The sequence below is a fragment of the Pollutimonas bauzanensis genome (assembly GCF_040393045.1).
In the GTDB taxonomy this organism is placed as follows: Bacteria; Pseudomonadota; Gammaproteobacteria; order Burkholderiales; family Burkholderiaceae_B; genus Pollutimonas; species Pollutimonas bauzanensis_A.
Genome location: NZ_JBEBUX010000075.1, coordinates 1 through 19,363, shown reverse-complemented (window position 1 = coordinate 19,363; position 19,363 = coordinate 1). Strand labels below are relative to the sequence as shown.

The following is a 19,363-nucleotide window of genomic DNA, read 5'->3' as shown; positions in this document are numbered from 1 at the left end:
AAATGAAAGGCCAGGAAGTCGTGCGCATGGTGCCCTGGAAAGACGGCCAGGCCAATCGCGGCCATTCCTGCGTAAAGGGGCGGTTCGCCTGGGGTTACGCCACCCACCAGGACCGCATGCTCAAACCCATGATCCGCAGCGACATCTCGCACCCATGGCGCGAAGTCAGCTGGGATGAAGCCATCAATTATGCGGCTTCGGAACTCAAGCGAATACAGGGCCAGTATGGCCGCGACTCGATAGGCGGCATTACGTCGTCGCGCTGCACCAACGAAGAAACCTACCTCGTGCAAAAGCTGGTGCGTGCCGCCTTCGGCACCAACAACGTCGACACCTGTGCGCGCGTCTGCCATTCCCCCACCGGCTACGGCCTGAAAACCACGCTGGGCGAATCGGCAGGCACCCAAACCTTCGATTCGGTCATGCATACCGATGTCGTCATCATTATGGGCGCCAACCCTAGCGCGGCCCACCCCGTCTTCGCATCGCGGCTGAAGCGACGCCTGCGCGAAGGCGCCAAGCTCATCGTGATCGACCCCCGCCAGATCGAGTTCGTCAACGCACCACACGTCAAGGCCGACTATCACCTGCCGGTCATGCCGGGAACAAACACGGCGCTGCTGACATCCATGGCACACGTCATCGCCACCGAAGGCCTTATCGACGAAGCCTTTGTCGCCGAACGGTGCGAGGCCCTGGCGTTTCAGCAGTGGCGCGATTTCGTGTCCCTGCCCGAGAACTCGCCCGAAGCCATGGCGCCAATAACCGGGGTCAACGCCCAGGATCTGCGCGCCGCCGCCCGGCTATTCGCCACCCACGGCAACGGCTCTATCTACTATGGCCTGGGCGTTACCGAACATAGCCAAGGCTCGACCACCGTCATGGCCATCGCCAACCTGGCCATGGCCACCGGCAACATTGGCCGCGAAGGTGTGGGCGTCAACCCATTGCGCGGCCAGAATAACGTCCAGGGTTCGTGCGATATGGGTTCCTTCCCGCACGAACTACCCGGCTATCGACACATTTCCGACGATGTCGTGCGTGGCCAGTTCGAGCAAGATTGGGGCGTCACGTTGCAGCCAGAACCCGGCCTGCGTATTCCGAACATGTTCGACGCTGCGCTTAGCGGTTCCTTCAAAGGGCTGTATTGCCAGGGCGAAGACATCGTCCAGTCCGATCCCAATACCCAGCATGTGGCAAAAGCATTGGCATCGATGGAATGCGTCATCGTTCAGGACATTTTCCTGAACGAAACCGCCAAGTATGCACACGTCTTCCTGCCCGGCTCGTCCTTCCTGGAAAAAGACGGCACCTTTACCAACGCCGAGCGCCGAATTTCCCGTGTCCGTCAAGTGATGCAACCCAAGGCTGGCATGGCCGACTGGGAAGTTACCTGCGCCCTGTCCAATGCGCTGGGCTATCCCATGAACTACCGCCATCCCAGCGAAATCATGGATGAAATCGCGCGCCTTACACCCACATTTTCGAATGTCTCGTTCAAGAAAATCGACGAGCTGGGCGGTAGCGTGCAATGGCCGTGTAACCCCGACGCACCCGACGGCACGCCCATCATGCATGTGGACGAATTCGTGCGCGGCAAGGGCCGATTCATGATCACCAAGTATGTGCCCAGCGACGAACGCAGTACGCGCAAATTCCCGCTGTTGCTGACGACGGGCCGCATCCTGTCGCAGTACAACGTGGGGGCCCAGACCCGGCGCACGCCCAACGTTCTCTGGCATAACGAGGACCTGCTTGAAATCCATCCACACGACGCCGAAGACCGCGGCATCCGCCAAGGCGACATGGTGGCAGTGCAAAGCCGCGCCGGCGAGACGGTATTGCGCGCCGACGTAACAGAACGAGTGCAGCCAGGCGTGGTCTACACAACATTTCACTTCCCCGAGTCCGGCGCCAATGTGGTTACAACCGACAGCACCGACTGGGCGACTGATTGTCCTGAATACAAAGTCACAGCGGTACAAGCCAGGCTGGTCCAAGAACCCTCGGCGTGGCAGGCGAGCTGGTCGCGCTTTAGCGATATCCAGCAGAATCTGCTTGAACAGCGCCAACAGGAAGGCGCTGTAAACTCGCAGCCGGTTGCGGCGCCGGCTGCCGCCGAACCCGAGCCCGCGCCAGCGCTAAATGCCCATATCTAGGAGCCCCTAGTTGAAACCTGCAGACTTTCCTGACCCAGAGCTGGCGTCGCCGAATTCCGGACACAGCGAGCGCCTGGTCTTGCGCAGCGGCCAAGATGCCACCGGCCGTCAGGAACTCGACAAACTGGCGCAGGAAATGCCCGTTGCTCTGGAATACAACGGGCTGGCCCACGCCACCTTGTTGGCCACGCCTTCCGACCTTGAAGACCTGGCCTTGGGATTCTCGTTTACCGAAGGCATTATTCGCGGCGCCAGCGACTTATACGACCTTGAAATAAGCGAAACCCCAAAAGGGTTCATCATCCAGGCGACCATTGCCAGTGCCTGCCTGAATACCCTGAAACAGCGCCGGCGCAACTTGGCCGGACGCACAGGTTGCGGCTTGTGCGGCATTGAGAGCCTGGACGAAGTGCGCCGTTCGCTACCCCCGCTTCCAAATCGAAAGACCCGGGTGCATCCTGCCGCCGTCGTCAAGGCAACGGAACAGCTACGCGCAAATCAACCGCTGCACCTGCTTACCGGGGCCACCCATGCCGCAGGCTGGGCCGACAGCGACGGCAATATTCAACATGTTCGCGAAGACGTCGGGCGGCACAACGCACTCGACAAACTGATTGGCCACTTGCTGCGGCAATCGGCAGATACGACAGATGGCCTTGCCGTCATTTCCAGCCGAGCCAGTTTTGAAATGGTGCAAAAAGCCGCGTCGGCCGGCATATCGGCGTTAATCGCCGTATCGGCGCCTACTACCTATGCTGTGGCCATGGCGGACGAATTGAATGTACTGCTGGCAGGGTTCGCCCGCCAGCAGTTGTTCACTGTTTATAGCCATCCGGAATATCTCAGCACCACAGGAGACCTGCCTTGAACAACGTCGATCATCTCATTCGTCTGGCCAATCGTATTGGCAGTTTCTTTGAATCCTTCCCAGATCGAGCCGAAGGCATAGAAGGCATTGCCAATCATATACAAAAATTCTGGGAACCCCGTATGCGCATTGCTCTATTGAAATTTCTCGACACGCAGCCTGACGGACAAACAGATAAAGCCAGCTTAAGCAGCATCGTCCTTGATGCCATTACCCAGAACAAGGAGAGGCTCACCCCAAAGCATCTCCACTGAATTGCCTCCCTTCTTTTCCTAAACCCTAAACGCTCTCATCCACATGAAATAAGCCGCACAAAGCGGCACCAAGGAGACCATATGAGCATAGATTCAAGCAATCACGGATTTTTCAGCAAAGAGAGAATTACCGCAGCCCCTGGTTTTAACCGGTGGATGATTCCGCCCGCCGCACTAGCCGTCCACCTATGCATAGGCCAGGCCTATGCATTCTCGGTGTTCAACAACCCCATGACCAAACTGCTAGGCATTACGCAATCTGCGCCCGGCGACTGGGATCTGCCCACACTGGGCTGGATTTTCAGCCTGGCTATCGTGTTCCTAGGGCTGTCTGCCGCTTTTGCAGGCAAGTGGCTTGAAGAGGTCGGTCCGCGCAAGGCCATGTTTGTGGCAGCTTGCTGTTTTGGTGGCGGCTTCCTGATAGCGGCAGCGGGCATAGCCCTGCACCAGATATGGCTGGTCTATCTGGGATATGGCGTATTAGGCGGAATAGGCCTAGGCATAGGCTATGTATCGCCAGTGTCGACACTGATCAAATGGTTTCCCGATAAGCGCGGCATGGCCACCGGTATGGCCATCATGGGCTTCGGTGGCGGCGCTTTCATCGCCTCGCCCTTGTCCGTCGCCCTTATGAAGCATTTCCAGTCCCCCACTTCGATGGGCGTGACGGAAACATTTGTCGTCATGGGCGTGCTTTACTTCATTTCCATGATGATAGGCGCCTTTGCCATACGCATTCCTGCCGCAGACTGGAAACCCCATGGCTGGACCCCTCCGGTCACGCAAAATGCCATGATCACGCGTAACCACGTGCATATCGATCAGGCCATCAAGACACCCCAATTCTGGCTGCTTTGGTGGGCGCTGTGCCTGAACGTTACCGCCGGCATCGGGGTACTGGGCCAGGCATCGGTAATGATCCAGGAAAGCTTCAAAGGCGGCATCACACCCGCTGCCGCGGCCGGCTTTGTCGGCGTGCTTTCCCTGGCCAACATGCTTGGGCGCTTTTTCTGGTCATCCGTGTCGGATTATGTTGGTCGCAAGAACACTTACTTCATCTTCTTTGCACTTGGCGCCGTCTTGTATTTCGTGGTTCCCGGTATGGGTTCGTCGGGCAATGTCATGCTGTTTGTCCTGTTCTACGCCATCATCATGTCCATGTATGGCGGCGGATTTTCGACAGTGCCGGCATATCTGGCCGATCTGTTCGGTACGCGCTATGTCGGCGGCATCCATGGCCGACTGTTGACCGCGTGGGCCGCTGCAGGCGTCTTTGGACCGGTGCTGGTCAACTACATTCGACAGTATCAGGTGGACCAGGGCGTTCCAGCGGCGCAAGCTTATACCGTCACCATGTACTTGATGGCAGTACTGCTGATCGTGGGCTTCGTCTGCAACATGTTCGTCAAACCGGTAGCTACGCGCCATCACATGACCAATGAACAATCTGGGCTGCAAACTGCCGCCGCCACGAACTAATACGGGAGTCTTTTCATGCAATCGCAACCACCACGCAGTACGACATCGCCTGTTCTGCTGATTATTTTCTGGCTTTATGTTGGCATACCTTTAGTGCTGGGCATATGGGAAACCTTGCTTAAGGCGGGCGCGTTGTTCAAATAGTCAACGGTGTGGGCGGATTGCAGCGCGCTGGCGCCCAATCCGCCTAACGCCATGTATCAAAAAAAACCCACCTGACTTGAACTGCACCCCAAAAGTTGGTTTCCAACTTTTGGGGTGCAGTTCAGACTAACGGTGGGTTTTTTACAAACGTCGGTTAAGCTGCCTTAGCTTTTATCGCCTTCCTTGACGCGATACACCAGGACTGCTGTTTTAGCCAAGCCCAACACTTTGACGGTAACACTGCCCAACAACAAACGCGACAAGCCGCTGCGCCCGTGACTGCCAATAAAAATAAGATCGCAGTTCTCTTCTTCGGCCGCTTGCACCAGGCCGTCAGCCACATTGAAATTGGACACTGCCTTGCCAGTTGCCTTGACGCCAGCTGTTTCCGCACGATCGAGTACCGATTTCAGGTATTTCTTGGCTTGTTCCTGAGCGGTCTTGTCGTAGTCTTCGTCAGTAATGGCGTAAGCCGCGGCCATGCCATCGAAACCTACCGTGGCAGCAAAAGGCTGAGTAACATACAGCGCCACGACCTCGGCCCCTATTTCACGGGCAAAGCACACACCCTTGTTGGCAGCCTGCGCCGACAATGCTGAGCCGTCAGTAGGAATCAATATTTTCTTGAACATGGTGTTGCCCCTTTTGTTGTCATATGGCTAAAGCTTAACCGGAAGCGATGGGAAATAACAGCGGGTATATACCGTGACTTGATGCAAATCAAAGTTGCTGGGCGGCCCGGAACAAATGCGTGCACCGCGTGCCCGAGCGGCAATAAGCCAGCACAGGTGCTGGCAGTTCTTTCAGAAGCACAGCAAAACGGGCAACGTCTTCGGGCGTCATGGCGCCGCTGACTACGGGTTGATATTCCACCGACAGGCCTGCGGCATGGGCTGCCGCAATTACGTCTGCCGAGGTGGGTTGGTCTGGGCCGCCTTCCAGGTCGGGCCGGTTGATAATTACGCTTTTGAAGCCGGCATCGGCCACTGCCTGCATATCGCTAGGCGATAACTGAGGCGCCACGGCAAAATCATCGGTAAGCGCACTAATGGGAACAGACATTTAGGACTCCTTGGTTTGTCTAGCTAAGCGTAGAATAACGCATCACAAGCCCACTTGGCAGCCCCGCCGCTTGCGGCCTTACCCACACCACGACCAACCTTACAACACAGGAAAATAGCATGACTGCCGCCAATGGCGAACAAGGTCTCGATTTAGTAACGCGAACCGGCGGCGTGCAAGCCGGAAATCATACGCTGGTCATTCGCGACGCAATGCCAGAAGACATGGCTGCCGTACAGGCCATCTACGCACGTCACGTATTGCAAGGCACGGCAACCTTTGAAGAAGTGCCACCTTCGACCGAAGACATGTTGGCGCGAAGAGGCCAGGTATTGGCATCAGGAATGCCCTATCTGGTGGCGGTCATTAACGGCGAAGTGGTGGGTTACTGCTATGCCTCGCAGTACCGACCGCGCGTTGCGTATCGCTACACCATTGAAGACTCCATTTACCTGGCCGAAGGGCAATCGGGTAAAGGCCTGGGAAAAGCCTTGTTATCGACGCTTATCGAGCGTTGCGAACAAGGCCCCTGGCGTCAGATGATTGCCGTCATTGCCGGTACGCACAATGCGAGTTCGATAGGATTACACCGCAGCCTGGGGTTTGCCCACGCCGGCACGCAGCCGTCTACAGGCTTCAAGTTCAATCAATGGATAGACGTAGTCTTCATGCAACGCGCCTTGGGCCCAGGCAACACAACACCGCCCGACAGTTAAACCAGGGTCAGTCGATATTCTTGCAGCCAGTCGCCCACGGCATGGCTGCGTAATACATCGAACTCGGCCAGGCGCTGCACCCCCAGGCTATCCTGCGCAAGGGCCTGGCTAGCCGGATGGCACATGATAAGGTCGCCATTGCGGGCCTGCATAAGCCAATTCTGCAGAAGCCGGCAATAAGCAGTCTGCCCACCCTGGAAGTCGTATACGCCCAGGAAGTCGCGATTCATCGGAAAGGCCATATCATGCGCTTGTTTCGCGAATGACCTGGAACCTAGCGCCTGAATAAGATGCGCCTTGGCGCGCAAGCCTAAAGTCAAGCCCGCCAACCGCCCCGCATGGGTGTAGCGCAGCCACGGCAACGCACCGGCGTAGCGGCCTTGCAGCTCGTCGAGCAACAAGCTGCGTATTTGGGGAAACTGATGGACATGCTGATGCCCATCAACAAAATCCGGCGGCCTGCCCACCATGGCTTCAAAGCAATCCAGCTGGCGCACGATTTGTTCGCGCAGTTGCCCCGGGTCGAGCCGCCCCAACCAACTGCGAATGATCAGCGTCGACACCGGCAAGTACACCCCAGGGGCTCCCAACGCGTCGGTAAAGTTCAGATGCAGGCCAAGCTGCAAGCCCGACGCGCGGACAGCATGCACGCCAGACGCAAACGATGGCCCATCAACCAGGCAACTGGTGGCGCTTAAGCGCCGCTGCTGGGCCAACTGCAATATGGCGGTATCAATCGCTGGGTTCAGACCAAAATCATCAGCGCAAATTACGATGCGCTTTTCTTCAACTTCAGCCATCGGCATGCTCCGGGACGACAACTAGCCTAGTTTCCGTAAAGGAGAGGACGCCACTTGGCTTACCCTTAAGTCGGCGCCAGATACACCGGTGCCCTCGTTGCTTTCCGCCAGGCCTTGTCCGGCCTGGCGGCGCACCAGATATAACGGACGGTTTTTTACTTCGCCAAAAATGCGTGCTACGTATTCGCCAAGTACCCCAACCGAAATCAATTGCACACCGGCAAAAAACAAGATGACAATGATTAGCGTGGTCCACCCCTGCACCGGATCACCAAACAGCAAATGGGAGATAAGGATGAACAGGCCATAGGCGAAAGACAACAGTGAAAGGCCGACACCAAACAGGCTTAACAAACGCAACGGCCAGGTGGTGAAGGCAGTCAGGCCATCAACCGCGAAGTGCAATAGCTTAAAGGGCTTGAAACTGGTTTTTCCATATAGTCGTACGGCCGGCGAATACAGCATAGGTTCGGAACGGAAGCCCACCCAGGCAAACAAACCCTTCATGAAACGATTGCGTTCCGGCATCATCAGCAGGGCATCGACAACGGCGCGATCCATCAGGCGAAAATCGCCGGCGTTTTCGGGGACTTGCAAACCGTTGGAGGTGCGCATCATTTTGTAGAAAAGTCGCGTGCCCCAACGTTTTAACAAAGATTCATCGGCCCGGCTGGTTCGCACGGCATAGACCATCTCGACACCCTGTTTCCAGCGTTCGACCATTTTTGAGATCAGGGCCGGTGGATGCTGCAGGTCGGCGTCCATGCAAATGACCACTGCGCCCTTTGCCGCCTCGAGCCCCGCAGTGAGCGCGGCTTCCTTGCCGAAATTGCGAGAAAGTTGCAAATACCGGATCTCGGGACATTGCTCCGCCCAGCCTTGCATCGTCTCGGGGGTGCTGTCCGTGCTGCCATCGTCCACAACGATGATCTCGTAGACGGGCGCCAGCGTTTTCAAGGCGGCGATGAGACCAGGAAGCAAAACTTGTAAATTGGCATCTTCATTCAAACAAGGAATGATACAAGTCAACGAGGCCGGCTGTTGCAAATGAGTAGGCATGAAATCAGCGAAAACCGCGGCATTAAAGAGTTGGCAGTGACGGACAGCGTGCACCAGCACAAAATCCAACAGGCAATCATAGCTTACAAACTTACAGTTGGTAAAGATTTAGCCAGAGTGAGCCTTAGCGGAATTGACGAGGGCGTGTATTTTTTATAAGATTACTTTAAAATGAATCTTATGGGCTCACTGCCAGCTCGACGCAGTATCTCTCTTTTTACTCTCAACTCGCCCACCGGGCAAGGCCGCCCGGACAGGAACACCCCTCATGGACAGACCCGAACTCTGCACTGAAGAAGAAATCATCAAGCTGGTCTACGGATTCTATGACAAGGTACGAGCAGACACCTTACTGGGCCCGGTCTTCAACTCGCATATCGACGACTGGGACAAGCATTTGAAGATTATGGTCAAGTTCTGGTCTTCGCTACTGCTGGGTACCGGATCTTATAGCGGCACACCTATGCCCAAACACATAGCGTTACCTGACCTGCATGCCAATATGTTCAAACATTGGCTTGCCCTGTTCCATGAAACCACCAGCGCATTGCCTAACCGCATGCTTGCCGAGCGCGCCGAAGAATACGCCCAACGTATCGCGCAAAGCTTGTGGTATGGCTATCAAATCAATAACAATCCCAACCGCATTCCTTCGGGGCTTGCCAATGGCTGAACTGCTGCACATTAATGAAAACCACGCGGCGCCCCTTAACCGCCCCGACATGAAGGCTTTTCTCAGCCTCGGCTTCCGTCCACTGTACATAGCCGGCGTCAGTTGGGCGCTGGTTTCAATAGCACTATGGATCTTTGCGCCTCAGTGGATCGGCCAGCCGCTGGCAGCCGTTGCCTGGCACGCCCACGAAATGCTCTGGGGCTTCATTGCCACCATTGCTGTCGCATTCCTACTGACCGCCAGCGCCACCTGGACGGGGTTCAACCCTTTGAAAGGCGCAGCGCTAGGCGCAGTCTGCATGCTTTGGGTCGTAGCGCGCGCAGGCTACCTGTTTGGCGGCATCACCGGCTTCTGGATCGCCTTTGCAGCCGAATCCGCCTTTTTCGCGGTCAGTGCGGTCTGCCTGATGAATGTCATGATCAAAGGAAAAAGCCGCCGCAATTACGGGGTTCCGTGGCTGGTTCTGGGTTTGGGCATTGCCAATGTGCTTTACCTGCAAGCGGCCCTCAAAGGTGACTACATTCTGCTCATGCAACGTTTCGACCTCGGCCTGATCTGCATGGCGGTCATTGCCTTGCTCATCGGCCGCCGGGTTATTCCGTTTTTTGCCATGCGCATGGTTCCAGGCTTGCAACTGCCCATGCAAGTGCGCATTGGCCAGGCGCAATTGGTGATCAGCATGCTGGCCATCCTGTTCGGCATTATCGGCATGCAGTTGCCTATGGCGGCCGCACTGGCCATTGCCGGCGCAATCAGTCTTTGGCAAACAGCAAAGTGGAAGCCCTTTGCCGTCTTGCACAAGCCCATGCTCTGGATACTGTATCTGGGCTACATTGCCATGGGTATTGGCCTGCTCTTTGCCGCCATCCATGCCAGCGGTATGGGCTCCGGCGTATTGATACGGTCAGCCGCTCATGTGCATATTATTGGTATGGGCGGCTTTGCGGTATTGATCATCGGGATGCTGACGCGCACGGCCTTAGGGCATCTTGGGCGTCCGCTCGCCCTGGATCAAAGCATGCTCTACAGCTATTACCTGATGATTGCCGCCGTCGTACTGCGTCTTGCCGCGCTTTGGCCATCCACTGCCAGCGGCTGGTTATTGCAGGCCGCCGCGCTGTCCTGGATGCTTTCCCTAGGGCTGTATTTGTGGCGCTTCGTGCCTATGTTGATTCGCCCGCGCAACAGCCCGCCAGCCGCTGCCGTGCGTAAATGAGGACGACATGCGACTGACCACCATGACCGATTATGCGATGCGGCTGCTCATGTACGTGGGCCAACACCCAGATCGCCTGTGCACTATTTCAGAAATTGCGCAGGCCTACCAGATATCCGAACCGCATCTTATGAAGATCACCCATCGTCTGGCGCAGCATGGCTGGATAGAAACCGTACGCGGCAAGAACGGCGGGATGCGTCTCGGCCTCCGCCCTGAAGACATCAGCCTAGGCGCGGTAATGCGCGATACCGAAAACGATCTTGCATTAGTCGAATGTTTTGTCAGCGACAACCATTGCACACTAAGCGGTCAGTGCGGGCTGGCGGGCATTATCGAAGGCGCACTGCAACAATTCCTGCGCCATCTTGACAGCTATACGCTTGCCGATATCCTGCCGACGGCCTCCCAGGGCAAGTCCGGGCCGGAAATTCACGTCATGAAGCGTATGGAAAAAGCACCACACTAAGCCTTAGCGATCAAAGTGGTTTAACAGCGTCATCAGCAACGGACGAACGGCCCTGAGCTCATCAAGATGCGCACTGGACAGGACTGCCAGCTTTTGCTCACCTGTTGGGGTTATGGCCACTCGAACCCGCCTGCGATCTTCCGGATCGCGGAAACGCTGCAATAGCCCCATGCGAACCAAGCGGTTGATGAGTTCGACGGCACTGTGATGCCGTATCAGTAACTGTTCGGCCACGTCGCCCACGCTGGGTGGTGCCGCTATGCTTAGGGCTTTGACCACCAGCAAAGCCTGATGCTGTTGCGGCATCAGGCCAACCTCGGCGGCAGCCGACTCGCTGAAACGTGTGAACTGCCGCAGCGTCAGACGGAACGTGGCCAGCGCCTGATAATCGGCGGCGGTCGGTGTCCCGTCTGGACTTTTCGAAGGATTGTTATAAGACGTCACGAGTGAGTTCAGGCATGGTCAAACCACGTCGCAACGTACGGTGATGGGATGCGTACGCAGGACCGATATGACGGTATCGTCGACTTTACCTTCGACGTCGGAAATAACGTAGCCGATTTGGCCGCGTGTCTGCAACTGCTGGCTGACAATGTTAAGCCCGTGCTCGGCCATCAGGTTGCTTAACGTGCCCATTGCGCCCGGCAGATTGCGGTGTACGTGCAGAATACGCGCTGTACCGGCCACTTCCTGGTAGGGAATTTCAGGGAAATTGACCGCCCCTTTTGTAGTTCCGCTTAATACAAATCGCACCAGCTTTTCGGCAACTTCGCGGCCAATATTTTCTTGCGACTCCTGGGTACTGCCCCCGATGTGCGGCGTAAGCAGCACGTTCTGCATGCCGATCAGCGGACTGACCAAAGGTTCGTTGGCGCTTTTAGGCTCTACGGGAAAGACATCCAGCGCGGCGCCAGACAAATGGCCCGACTGCAGCGCGGCATGCAAGGCATCGATATCGACCACAGTTCCGCGCGAGGCATTGATAAGAATGGAGCCTGGCTTCATGGCCGCAATAGTCGCGGCATCCATGATGTTTTTGGTGACCTTGCCGCCCGGAACGTGCAACGTCACCACATCGGATTGCGCCAGCAGCTTTTTAAGCGCAGTGCTGGCTCGCGCATTACCAAGCGGAAGCTTGGCTTCAATGTCATGGAAAATGACCCGCATGCCCGCGGCTTCGGCCAACGTACCCACTTGCGAGCCGATATTGCCGTAGCCGATGATGCCCAGCGTTTTACCGCGTGCTTCAAAGGCGCCTTCGGCTGTTTTGTCCCAATGCCCTTGATGCACTCTGGCATTCTTTTCGGGAATGCGGCGCAACAGCAAGATGGCTTCGCCCAAGACCAGTTCCGCGACCGAACGCGTGTTGGAAAACGGCGCATTGAATACCGGTACGCCATGCAGCATGGCCGATTCGAGATCGACTTGGTTGGTTCCGATGCAAAAGCATCCGACAGCGCGCAAATCGGGGGTATCCGCGAACACTGCGGCGTCGAGATGCGTACGGGAACGAATGCCCACCAGGCTAGCGCCGCGCAACGCTTCGTGCAAGGCTTCGGGGGGTAACGACGAAGCGTGCGTAACAATATCGTTGAATCCGGCAGCGACAAAAACCTCTTTGGCGCTAGCGTGTATGTTTTCAAAAAGGACAATACGGGTCATTAAATGCAAGCTCCGGCAAAACACCAAAGCATCATTGTGACGCATCTTTGCGACAAGCACATTCGCAGCCCTGATGGCAACAGGGGAAAGCCCGCAAAGTGCACTATTGAAGCGCCAGTCGCATTGGCGACAGCGGGACCGGTTCGGCCATTAATGGAGACTCGTCGATCTTGAATACGCTAACCGCTGCAACCAAATTATCGGCTTGATAGCGCAGCGCATGAGCGGCGGTAGTAGCCTCTTCAACTAGTGCCGCGTTTTGCTGCGTTGCGCCGTCCATTTTCGCCACCGCCTGATTGATCTGCTCAATACCCAAGGCCTGCTCACGGCTGGCTACCGTAATGTCGCTCATGATGTCCGTTACACGCTGAATGCTGCCCACGATTTCATCCATCGTCTGGCCCGCTGTGCTGGCAAGCAGGCTACCTTGCTCTACCTGGCTGACCGACTCGTCGATAAGGCCCTTGATTTCCTTGGCCGAGGCAGCCGAGCGCTGGGCCAGGCTTCTGACTTCCGCGGCGACAACGGCAAAGCCACGCCCCTGCTCGCCCGCGCGCGCCGCCTCGACCGCTGCATTCAAGGCCAAGATGTTGGTCTGAAAGGCAATGCTGTCGATGATACCGATGATGTCGACGATTTTATTTGACGACGTGTTGATAGAAGCCATGGTGTCCACTACCTGCCTGACGACTTGCCCGCCCCTCAGCGCAACACTGGATGCCGACAAGGCAAGTTCGTTTGCCAAGCGGGCATTTTCTGCGTTTTGCCCTACGGTGCTGGTGAATTCCTCTACCGAAGCCGCAGTTTGTTCCAGTGAACTGGCTTGCGCCACGGTGCGGGCGGATAGATCAGAGTTGCCCGCCGCTATCTGGGTCGCTGCGGTGACTATGCTGTCGGTGCCCGAGCGCACCTGGGCCACAATATTGATCAAACTGGTGTTCATGCTGTCTAGCGCTAACAGCAACTGCCCGGTTTCATCCGTGCTTTGCGCTTGAATGTGGGATGTCAGGTCGCCGCTGGCGACTCGTTGGGCTACCTTTAACGACAGGCTAATAGTGCCAATTATGGAACGCATGATCAGCACCGCTAAGAGCAGCGCCAACAGGCTTAACGCAACGATAACCCCGACCACCATCCATAGCGTCTGTTGACTGTCGCTGACACGCTTGGCGAATATGCTTTCGAGGGCCTTGACCGCCACCGTTATCAGATCGAACTGCTGGTCAATCCCTTTGCTCATAAGTGAAAAAAACTCGTCTGCGGGAAAATCCAATTGTTGGGTATACCCAAACTTATCGTTGGACATCACCAGCACTCTCTGGGCTGCGACCCGGGCAGTCGCCAATGGCCCATCAAGCATGGCAGTCAGTGTAGGGCTGACCGCCATGGCTTTGTTTAATGAACGATAGGCAATATTGAAATCATATTGGGCCAGACCGATCTGCACATTAATTTTCGTTCTGTCGGCCCTACCGGCATCCCCGGAAAGCAGGGTCGTGCCGAAGGCTCTGAGGCGGCCAAGATTTTCCGTTAGCCCAGGCAGGTCGCGAAGGACTGCGTTAACAAGGTGAAGGCTAGCAGGGTCGGAATTCAACGCCAGTCCTGAGGTGTCGACTATGCTTTCCAGCAGCGCCAACTGCTGGTCCACGAGCTCTGAGTGCTGCTCGTAGCTCTCGGCGCTGCTGAGGGCTTTGCTGCCCACAGCGCGGGCCAAACCCTGCCACTTGCTTTTGATTTCGTCGATACGCGCCAAAAGCGACGGTTCGTTCAAGTTGCTCGACAATACGGAAACCATGTTGTCCATGGCCTGGTCCACTTCGGCTTGTGTTCTTTGGCGAACATCGGCAAGGCTATCATTTCCGGCCAGAAACCCAACCGAGAAGCCGCGATGCTGCTGCGTCAGGCGGATTAGGCTAAGTGCGACACGCGCGGGCTCTATACCTTTGTTCTCGGCACGGATACCTCTGAGAACATCCATGTTCAATTTCAAGACCATCGCAGTGGGAATGGCAAGCATCACCAAAACCAGCAGCCCCACCAATGTGAACTTTTGCCACATTTTTAAGTTAGCAATAAGGCCTTGCATGTGTCTTTCCACCCTTTCCCAAAAACTTTGAGCACACCGTTCCATATCTATATGAAACAGAATAGAAAGTAATTGTAAATGATGTAACGTTTACGCAAGCCTCGAACAAGAATGGATTACTTCTTCCCTTGATTTTCCTCAATATGGGCGTAGCACAAACGCAGCGCGGGCCAAGGGCTGATCAGCCCTTGGCCCGCGCTGCTTTCGTGCTATCAGGTTAGACGTTGAACAGGAAGTTCAATACGTCGCCATCCTTGACCACGTATTCCTTGCCTTCTGCCCGCATCTTGCCCGCTTCCTTGGCGCCCTGCTCGCCCTTGAAGGCAATAAAATCTTCATAGGCAATGGTCTGGGCGCGGATGAAGCCACGCTCAAAATCGGTGTGAATAACGCCTGCCGCCTTGGGGGCTGTATCGCCAATGTGAATAGTCCAGGCGCGCACTTCTTTTACGCCGGCTGTAAAGTAAGTTTGCAACCCCAACAGGCGATAACCTGCACGGATAACACGGTTCAGACCGGGTTCATCCATGCCGATATCAGCCAGGAACACTTCCTTGTCGGCGTCATCCAGGTCGGCAATATCGGCCTCGACTGCAGCGCACACGGCAACCACGGGCGCGTTCTCGGCCTCGGCATACTTTTGCACTGATGTCAGGTGCGGGTTGTTTTCGAAGCCATCTTCTTTTACGTTGGCCACGTACATGGAAGGCTTGGCGGTAATGAAACACAGGGGTTTCAGCAGCGCCATGTCGTCGGCATCCAGACCCATGGAGCGAACTGGCCGGGCTTCATTCAGCACCGGGATGACTTTTTCCAGCAGGGCCACCATCTTGATGGCGTCTTTGTCGCCGGCACGCGCTGTTTTCTGGTTACGCTGCAATGCCTTTTCCGCCGCGCTCAGGTCAGCCAGAGCCAGTTCAGTATTGATCACCTCAATATCGGACAAAGGATTGATGGAGCCCGCAACGTGAATCACGTTTTCATCTTCGAAACAACGAACCACGTGCACAATTGCATCGGTTTCGCGGATGTTGGCCAGGAACTGGTTGCCCAGGCCTTCACCCTTGGAAGCACCGGCCACCAGGCCGGCGATATCGACGAACTCGACCACGGCAGGGAGAACACGTTCGGGCTTGACGATTTCAGCCAAAGCGGCAAGGCGCGCATCGGGTACTTCTACGACACCCACGTTGGGTTCGATAGTGCAAAAAGGATAGTTCTCGGCGGCAATGCCAGCCTTGGTCAACGCATTAAAAAGTGTAGATTTTCCTACGTTGGGTAAACCAACAATGCCACATTGCAAAGCCATGAGAGTCCTGAAATATAAAGATAAAAACGAAAAGGCCTATTGGCGGCGGTGTACCGGCCGGCAAATCGGTCATTATAGTATCGGCACCAAAAAGGTATCGATTGCGCCGGTTTGGTCAAACCGCCATATCGGGCAAATACCGCAGCACTAGCCACACCACCAACAACGGACCGCCATTGAAAATGGCGTGCAGCAGCATGGAGGCGCCTATACCGCGCTTGACACGTAGCCAGCCCAAGACCAGCCCCGTCAACCATTGCGGCAACACCAACAAAGGCATAAGCCATAACGGCGTCTGGTGCAAATTGAAGTTATATAAATGCACAGCCGCAAATGCCAGCGACGCAAGATGGAATACCCATGGGAAAAAACGACGGTAAGTAAGCCGGTGCCGCCATGCCAGGCTACGCCGGGTATACGGCGCATTCATTAAATAAGGCAGCCAGCAAACCGTAAAGATCCCTGTCACAAGCAGGATCGCTGACCACTTGGGCCCCATGAGCATCGCGCCGACCGCCGCGGGCACCAGCCACCATGCCTGGGCAATGCGCCGCAAACCATAACGGAACACCAGCTCCTCGACGACAGGCGCCCACAATAACGCCTGCAACCAGGGGATATTGTTAATGTCCAGCCGATGGGTAGCACCGCCCGCCCCCGCCGCAGTTACGGCAATGGGCCCCAGAAAAACGATATTGACGGCCCACAGGAAACATGCCCATTTGATCAGACGCCCTACCGATACGCCGGGAAACCAGTCCTCCCACCAACCATTGGCGGCACGCCGACCAGGCAAACGCGGTGTAAAGCGCGGACGCAACACAAAGCGAATAAAGTCGCGCAGCTCATCGCGAAAACGCATGGGCTGGCGTACTGTGCCACTACCCACGATTGGCCTCGTGCAATTGGCTGGTTGCCTGTTGGAATTCCCCGCGCAGCAAAGCGGGAACAATCGCGCGGCTACGGTCAATGCCTGCGACGATTTCCTGCAGCTCATCGCGCCGGGGCGGGTTAAGCACAAAAGCAGCGACCTGCTGCGCCAAGCCTAAAGTACGCGGATGACCGATACCCAGCCGCAAGCGCCAGAAATTCGGGCTCGCAAATGCTGCCTGGATATCACGCAAACCGTTATGGCCCGCATGGCCGCCGCCCTGTTTAAGTTTCACATTGCCTGGCATGAGATCCAGCTCGTCATGCAAGACTAGAACCTGCTCCGGGGCCAGCTTATAAAATCGCATCAAGGCGCCAGCGGCTTGGCCCGAACGGTTCATAAATGTCGTGGGCTTGGCCATGATGACGGCATCGCCCTCGAAACGCGCCTTGGCGACCCAGGCTGAAAAAGCCTTTTCCAACGTAAAGCTGGCGTGCAGATCGTCGGCCAGGTGGTCCGCCAGCCAAAACCCGGCATTATGCCGTGTTGTTTCGTAGTCGGGGCCTGGATTGCCTAGGCCGATGATGAGGCGTATGGGTGGAGTCATGGACAAGCCTACAAAAAGAAACCCCTGCCTAGCGCAAGCTGACAGGGGTTTTGCCGAACAACAGCCTGATCAAAAAGGCATCAGGATATTGCCTGGAAGCTACGCAACTTATTCAGCAGCTGGCTCGGCTTCTTCGTCGCTAGCGCCGCCGGGTTTGGCGTGTGCTGCGGCGATAACCGGGCTGGCGTCGCCGCCATGGGATGCAAACACAACACCCTTAGGCAACGTGATGTCGGCCAGGTGCAATGTGGCGCCAGGCAGCAAGTTGACCAGATCGACTTCGATGAACTGGGGCAGATTTGCAGGCAGGCAGATGACTTCGAGTTCAGTCATAACGTGACTGATGATCGCGCCGCCAAGCTTGACGGCTGGCGACTTCTCGGCATTGATGAAGTGCAAAGGCACTTTGGTGTTCAATGCTTGCGAAGCGTCAACACGTTGGAAGTCGACGTGCAGTACTTGCTGCTTGTATGGGTGCCATTGCACCGAACGCAGCAGAACTTGCTCGGACTTGCCATCCAGTTCCATGCTTAGAATCGAAGCGTGGAAGGACTCTTTGCGCAGAGCGTGATAGATTTCGTTGTGGTCGAGATCGATGCTTGCAGGCTCGGCAGTACCGCCGTAAACGATGGCGGGAACACGGCCAGCGTGGCGCAGGCGGCGGCTCGCACTCGTACCCTTATCGCTACGCGAAGTGGCGTTGAATTTCATGGAAAGCTCCAAAACTGGAAGGGCGTTATAGCCCGTTAATAAACGCAGCCAAATGGCTACGAGCGACTATTGCCTGCCGCGACCAGCAGGCAACAGTAAAACATTAATCGACGAAAAGGGAACTGACCGATTCGGCGTGGGAAATGCGCAATATGGTTTCGCCCAGCAACGATGCGCAGGACAACTGGCGAATTTTTTTACAGGCACGGGCTGCTTCCGAAAGCGGAATCGTGTCGGTGACGACCAACTCATCAAGTTCGGACTCGGCAATACGCTGCACGGCGCCGCCAGACAACACGGGGTGCGTGCAATAAGCGTAAACCGTGACCGCGCCGCGTTCTTTAAGCGCCTGGGCAGCCTTGCACAAGGTGCCGGCCGTATCGACCATGTCATCCATGATGATACAAGTGCGGCCATCGACTTCGCCGATGATGTTCATGACCTCGGACACATTGGCGCGAGGGCGCCGCTTGTCGATAATGGCCAGGTCGGCTTCCAGTTGCTTGGCCAGAGCACGTGCGCGAACCACACCGCCGATATCGGGAGACACTACGACCAGGTCCTGGTAATTGCGGCGCCAGATGTCGCCCAGCAAGATAGGACCGGCATAAATGTTATCGACCGGGATATCGAAAAAGCCCTGAATTTGGTCGGCGTGCAAGTCCATGGTCATGACGCGATCGACGCCCACAACTTGCAGCATATTCGCCACGACTTTGGCCGAGATGGAAACACGGGCGGAACGCGGACGGCGATCTTGACGGGCGTAGCCAAAGTAAGGGATTGCGGCAGTAATCTTGCCCGCAGAGGCACGGCGCAACGCATCGACCATCACCATGATTTCCATCAGGCTGTCGTTGGTGGGCGCGCACGTTGGCTGCAAAACGAAGACATCCTTGCCGCGGACATTTTCATTGATCTCGACCATGACTTCGCCGTCTGAGAAACGACCTACCGTCATTTTCCCGAGCGACATATCAAGGTGATTTGCAACATCGACCGCTAACCGAGTGTTAGCCGTGCCGGTAAAAATCATGAATCTGTCGTGTGTCATGATGGACGCTATAGATGGCGTTGCGTTAAACAACAAAGCTGTTGACCAGCACCGCCGTTAGGGGCCGACTCAACAGCTTTACGTTGACTTGCAAGCCTAGAGGCTTGAAAAAATGGCTGGGGAAGAAGGATTCGAACCTTCGCATGCTGGAATCAAAATCCAGT

The 19,363-nt window shown here is 56.1% G+C and carries 21 protein-coding genes; 9 read left to right on the top strand and 12 right to left on the bottom strand.

What is annotated here, in order from left to right; all coding sequences use genetic code 11:
• From fdhF to ABWO67_RS12510, 5 genes are all read left to right on the top strand, one after another.
• The coding region (gene fdhF / locus ABWO67_RS12530) for a formate dehydrogenase subunit alpha (protein ID WP_353152050.1) at positions 1–2,159 on the top strand (2,159 nt) is incomplete at its 5' end.
• Positions 2,160–2,169: 10 nt separating this feature from the next.
• Positions 2,170–3,027 carry a formate dehydrogenase accessory sulfurtransferase FdhD gene (fdhD, locus tag ABWO67_RS12525; protein WP_353152049.1) on the top strand — a complete coding sequence of 286 codons (858 nt, stop codon included), beginning with the start codon at positions 2,170–2,172 and terminating at the stop codon, positions 3,025–3,027.
• On the top strand, positions 3,024–3,281 hold the full coding sequence (locus ABWO67_RS12520; protein WP_353152048.1) for a formate dehydrogenase subunit delta: 258 nt from the start codon (positions 3,024–3,026) through the stop codon (positions 3,279–3,281). The genes fdhD and ABWO67_RS12520 overlap by 4 nt, the downstream gene beginning before the upstream one ends.
• Positions 3,282–3,362: 81 nt before the next feature.
• On the top strand, positions 3,363–4,760 hold the full coding sequence (locus ABWO67_RS12515) for an L-lactate MFS transporter (RefSeq protein WP_353152047.1): 1,398 nt from the start codon (positions 3,363–3,365) through the stop codon (positions 4,758–4,760).
• 15 nt (positions 4,761–4,775) lie between these two features.
• Positions 4,776–4,904, top strand: a complete 129-nt coding sequence (locus ABWO67_RS12510) for an MFS transporter small subunit (RefSeq protein WP_353152046.1) — start codon at positions 4,776–4,778, stop codon at positions 4,902–4,904.
• Between the two features lie 164 nt (positions 4,905–5,068).
• Here the strand turns inward: ABWO67_RS12510 and ABWO67_RS12505 are convergent, their stop codons facing one another.
• Together ABWO67_RS12505 and ABWO67_RS12500 are read right to left on the bottom strand one after the other, a co-directional pair.
• Positions 5,069–5,536: a universal stress protein gene (locus tag ABWO67_RS12505; protein WP_132638551.1), complete on the bottom strand. Its 468-nt coding sequence runs from the start codon at positions 5,534–5,536 to the stop codon at positions 5,069–5,071.
• An 88-nt stretch (positions 5,537–5,624) separates the two neighbouring features.
• Entirely contained in the window at positions 5,625–5,966 is a 342-nt protein-coding gene (locus tag ABWO67_RS12500; protein ID WP_353152045.1) for a protein tyrosine phosphatase family protein, read from the bottom strand.
• 119 nt (positions 5,967–6,085) lie between these two features.
• On the opposite strand from ABWO67_RS12500, the gene ABWO67_RS12495 reads away from it, so the two are divergent.
• On the top strand, positions 6,086–6,682 hold the full coding sequence (locus ABWO67_RS12495) for a GNAT family N-acetyltransferase (RefSeq protein WP_353152044.1): 597 nt from the start codon (positions 6,086–6,088) through the stop codon (positions 6,680–6,682).
• On the opposite strand, the gene ABWO67_RS12490 is transcribed toward ABWO67_RS12495, so the two are convergent.
• Positions 6,679–7,482 (bottom strand): ChbG/HpnK family deacetylase, encoded by an 804-nt coding sequence (locus ABWO67_RS12490; RefSeq protein ID WP_353152043.1) that lies wholly within the window; start codon positions 7,480–7,482, stop codon positions 6,679–6,681. The two genes, ABWO67_RS12495 and ABWO67_RS12490, sit on opposite strands and share 4 nt — an antisense overlap.
• A gap of 21 nt (positions 7,483–7,503) precedes the next feature.
• Positions 7,504–8,541, bottom strand: a complete 1,038-nt coding sequence (locus tag ABWO67_RS12485) for a glycosyltransferase family 2 protein (RefSeq protein ID WP_353152042.1) — start codon at positions 8,539–8,541, stop codon at positions 7,504–7,506.
• Positions 8,542–8,809: 268 nt separating this feature from the next.
• Here ABWO67_RS12485 and ABWO67_RS12480 point away from each other — a divergent pair, with 268 nt between their 5' ends.
• Genes ABWO67_RS12480 through ABWO67_RS12470 form a run of 3 tightly spaced genes read left to right on the top strand, consistent with a single transcriptional unit; the run spans position 8,810 to position 10,899 of the window.
• Positions 8,810–9,214 (top strand): group III truncated hemoglobin, encoded by a 405-nt coding sequence (locus ABWO67_RS12480; RefSeq protein WP_353152041.1) that lies wholly within the window; start codon positions 8,810–8,812, stop codon positions 9,212–9,214.
• Positions 9,207–10,430 (top strand): NnrS family protein, encoded by a 1,224-nt coding sequence (locus tag ABWO67_RS12475; protein ID WP_353152040.1) that lies wholly within the window; start codon positions 9,207–9,209, stop codon positions 10,428–10,430. Before ABWO67_RS12480 ends, ABWO67_RS12475 begins: the two co-directional genes overlap by 8 nt.
• Positions 10,431–10,437: 7 nt before the next feature.
• Positions 10,438–10,899, top strand: coding sequence for an RrF2 family transcriptional regulator (locus ABWO67_RS12470; RefSeq protein ID WP_353152039.1), 462 nt, complete (start codon positions 10,438–10,440; stop codon positions 10,897–10,899).
• Between the two features lie 3 nt (positions 10,900–10,902).
• On the opposite strand, the gene ABWO67_RS12465 is transcribed toward ABWO67_RS12470, so the two are convergent.
• From ABWO67_RS12465 to ABWO67_RS12430, 8 genes are all read right to left on the bottom strand, one after another.
• Complete coding sequence (locus ABWO67_RS12465) at positions 10,903–11,343, bottom strand: MarR family winged helix-turn-helix transcriptional regulator (protein ID WP_353152038.1); 441 nt, start codon at positions 11,341–11,343, stop codon at positions 10,903–10,905.
• An 18-nt stretch (positions 11,344–11,361) separates the two neighbouring features.
• On the bottom strand, positions 11,362–12,561 hold the full coding sequence (gene serA / locus ABWO67_RS12460; RefSeq protein WP_353152037.1) for a phosphoglycerate dehydrogenase: 1,200 nt from the start codon (positions 12,559–12,561) through the stop codon (positions 11,362–11,364).
• A gap of 103 nt (positions 12,562–12,664) precedes the next feature.
• Complete coding sequence (locus tag ABWO67_RS12455) at positions 12,665–14,647, bottom strand: methyl-accepting chemotaxis protein (RefSeq protein WP_353152036.1); 1,983 nt, start codon at positions 14,645–14,647, stop codon at positions 12,665–12,667.
• A 217-nt stretch (positions 14,648–14,864) separates the two neighbouring features.
• On the bottom strand, positions 14,865–15,956 hold the full coding sequence (ychF, locus tag ABWO67_RS12450) for a redox-regulated ATPase YchF (RefSeq protein ID WP_353152035.1): 1,092 nt from the start codon (positions 15,954–15,956) through the stop codon (positions 14,865–14,867).
• Between the two features lie 115 nt (positions 15,957–16,071).
• Entirely contained in the window at positions 16,072–16,818 is a 747-nt protein-coding gene (locus tag ABWO67_RS12445; RefSeq protein WP_353152051.1) for a CPBP family glutamic-type intramembrane protease, read from the bottom strand.
• A gap of 19 nt (positions 16,819–16,837) precedes the next feature.
• Positions 16,838–17,434 (bottom strand): aminoacyl-tRNA hydrolase, encoded by a 597-nt coding sequence (gene pth / locus ABWO67_RS12440; protein WP_353152034.1) that lies wholly within the window; start codon positions 17,432–17,434, stop codon positions 16,838–16,840.
• A 108-nt stretch (positions 17,435–17,542) separates the two neighbouring features.
• The gene (locus ABWO67_RS12435; protein WP_353152033.1) at positions 17,543–18,145 is read right to left on the bottom strand and encodes a 50S ribosomal protein L25/general stress protein Ctc; all 603 of its coding nucleotides are present in this window, start codon (positions 18,143–18,145) and stop codon (positions 17,543–17,545) included.
• Between the two features lie 103 nt (positions 18,146–18,248).
• Positions 18,249–19,199 (bottom strand): ribose-phosphate pyrophosphokinase, encoded by a 951-nt coding sequence (locus ABWO67_RS12430; RefSeq protein WP_073101699.1) that lies wholly within the window; start codon positions 19,197–19,199, stop codon positions 18,249–18,251.
• Positions 19,200–19,363 lie beyond the last annotated feature (164 nt).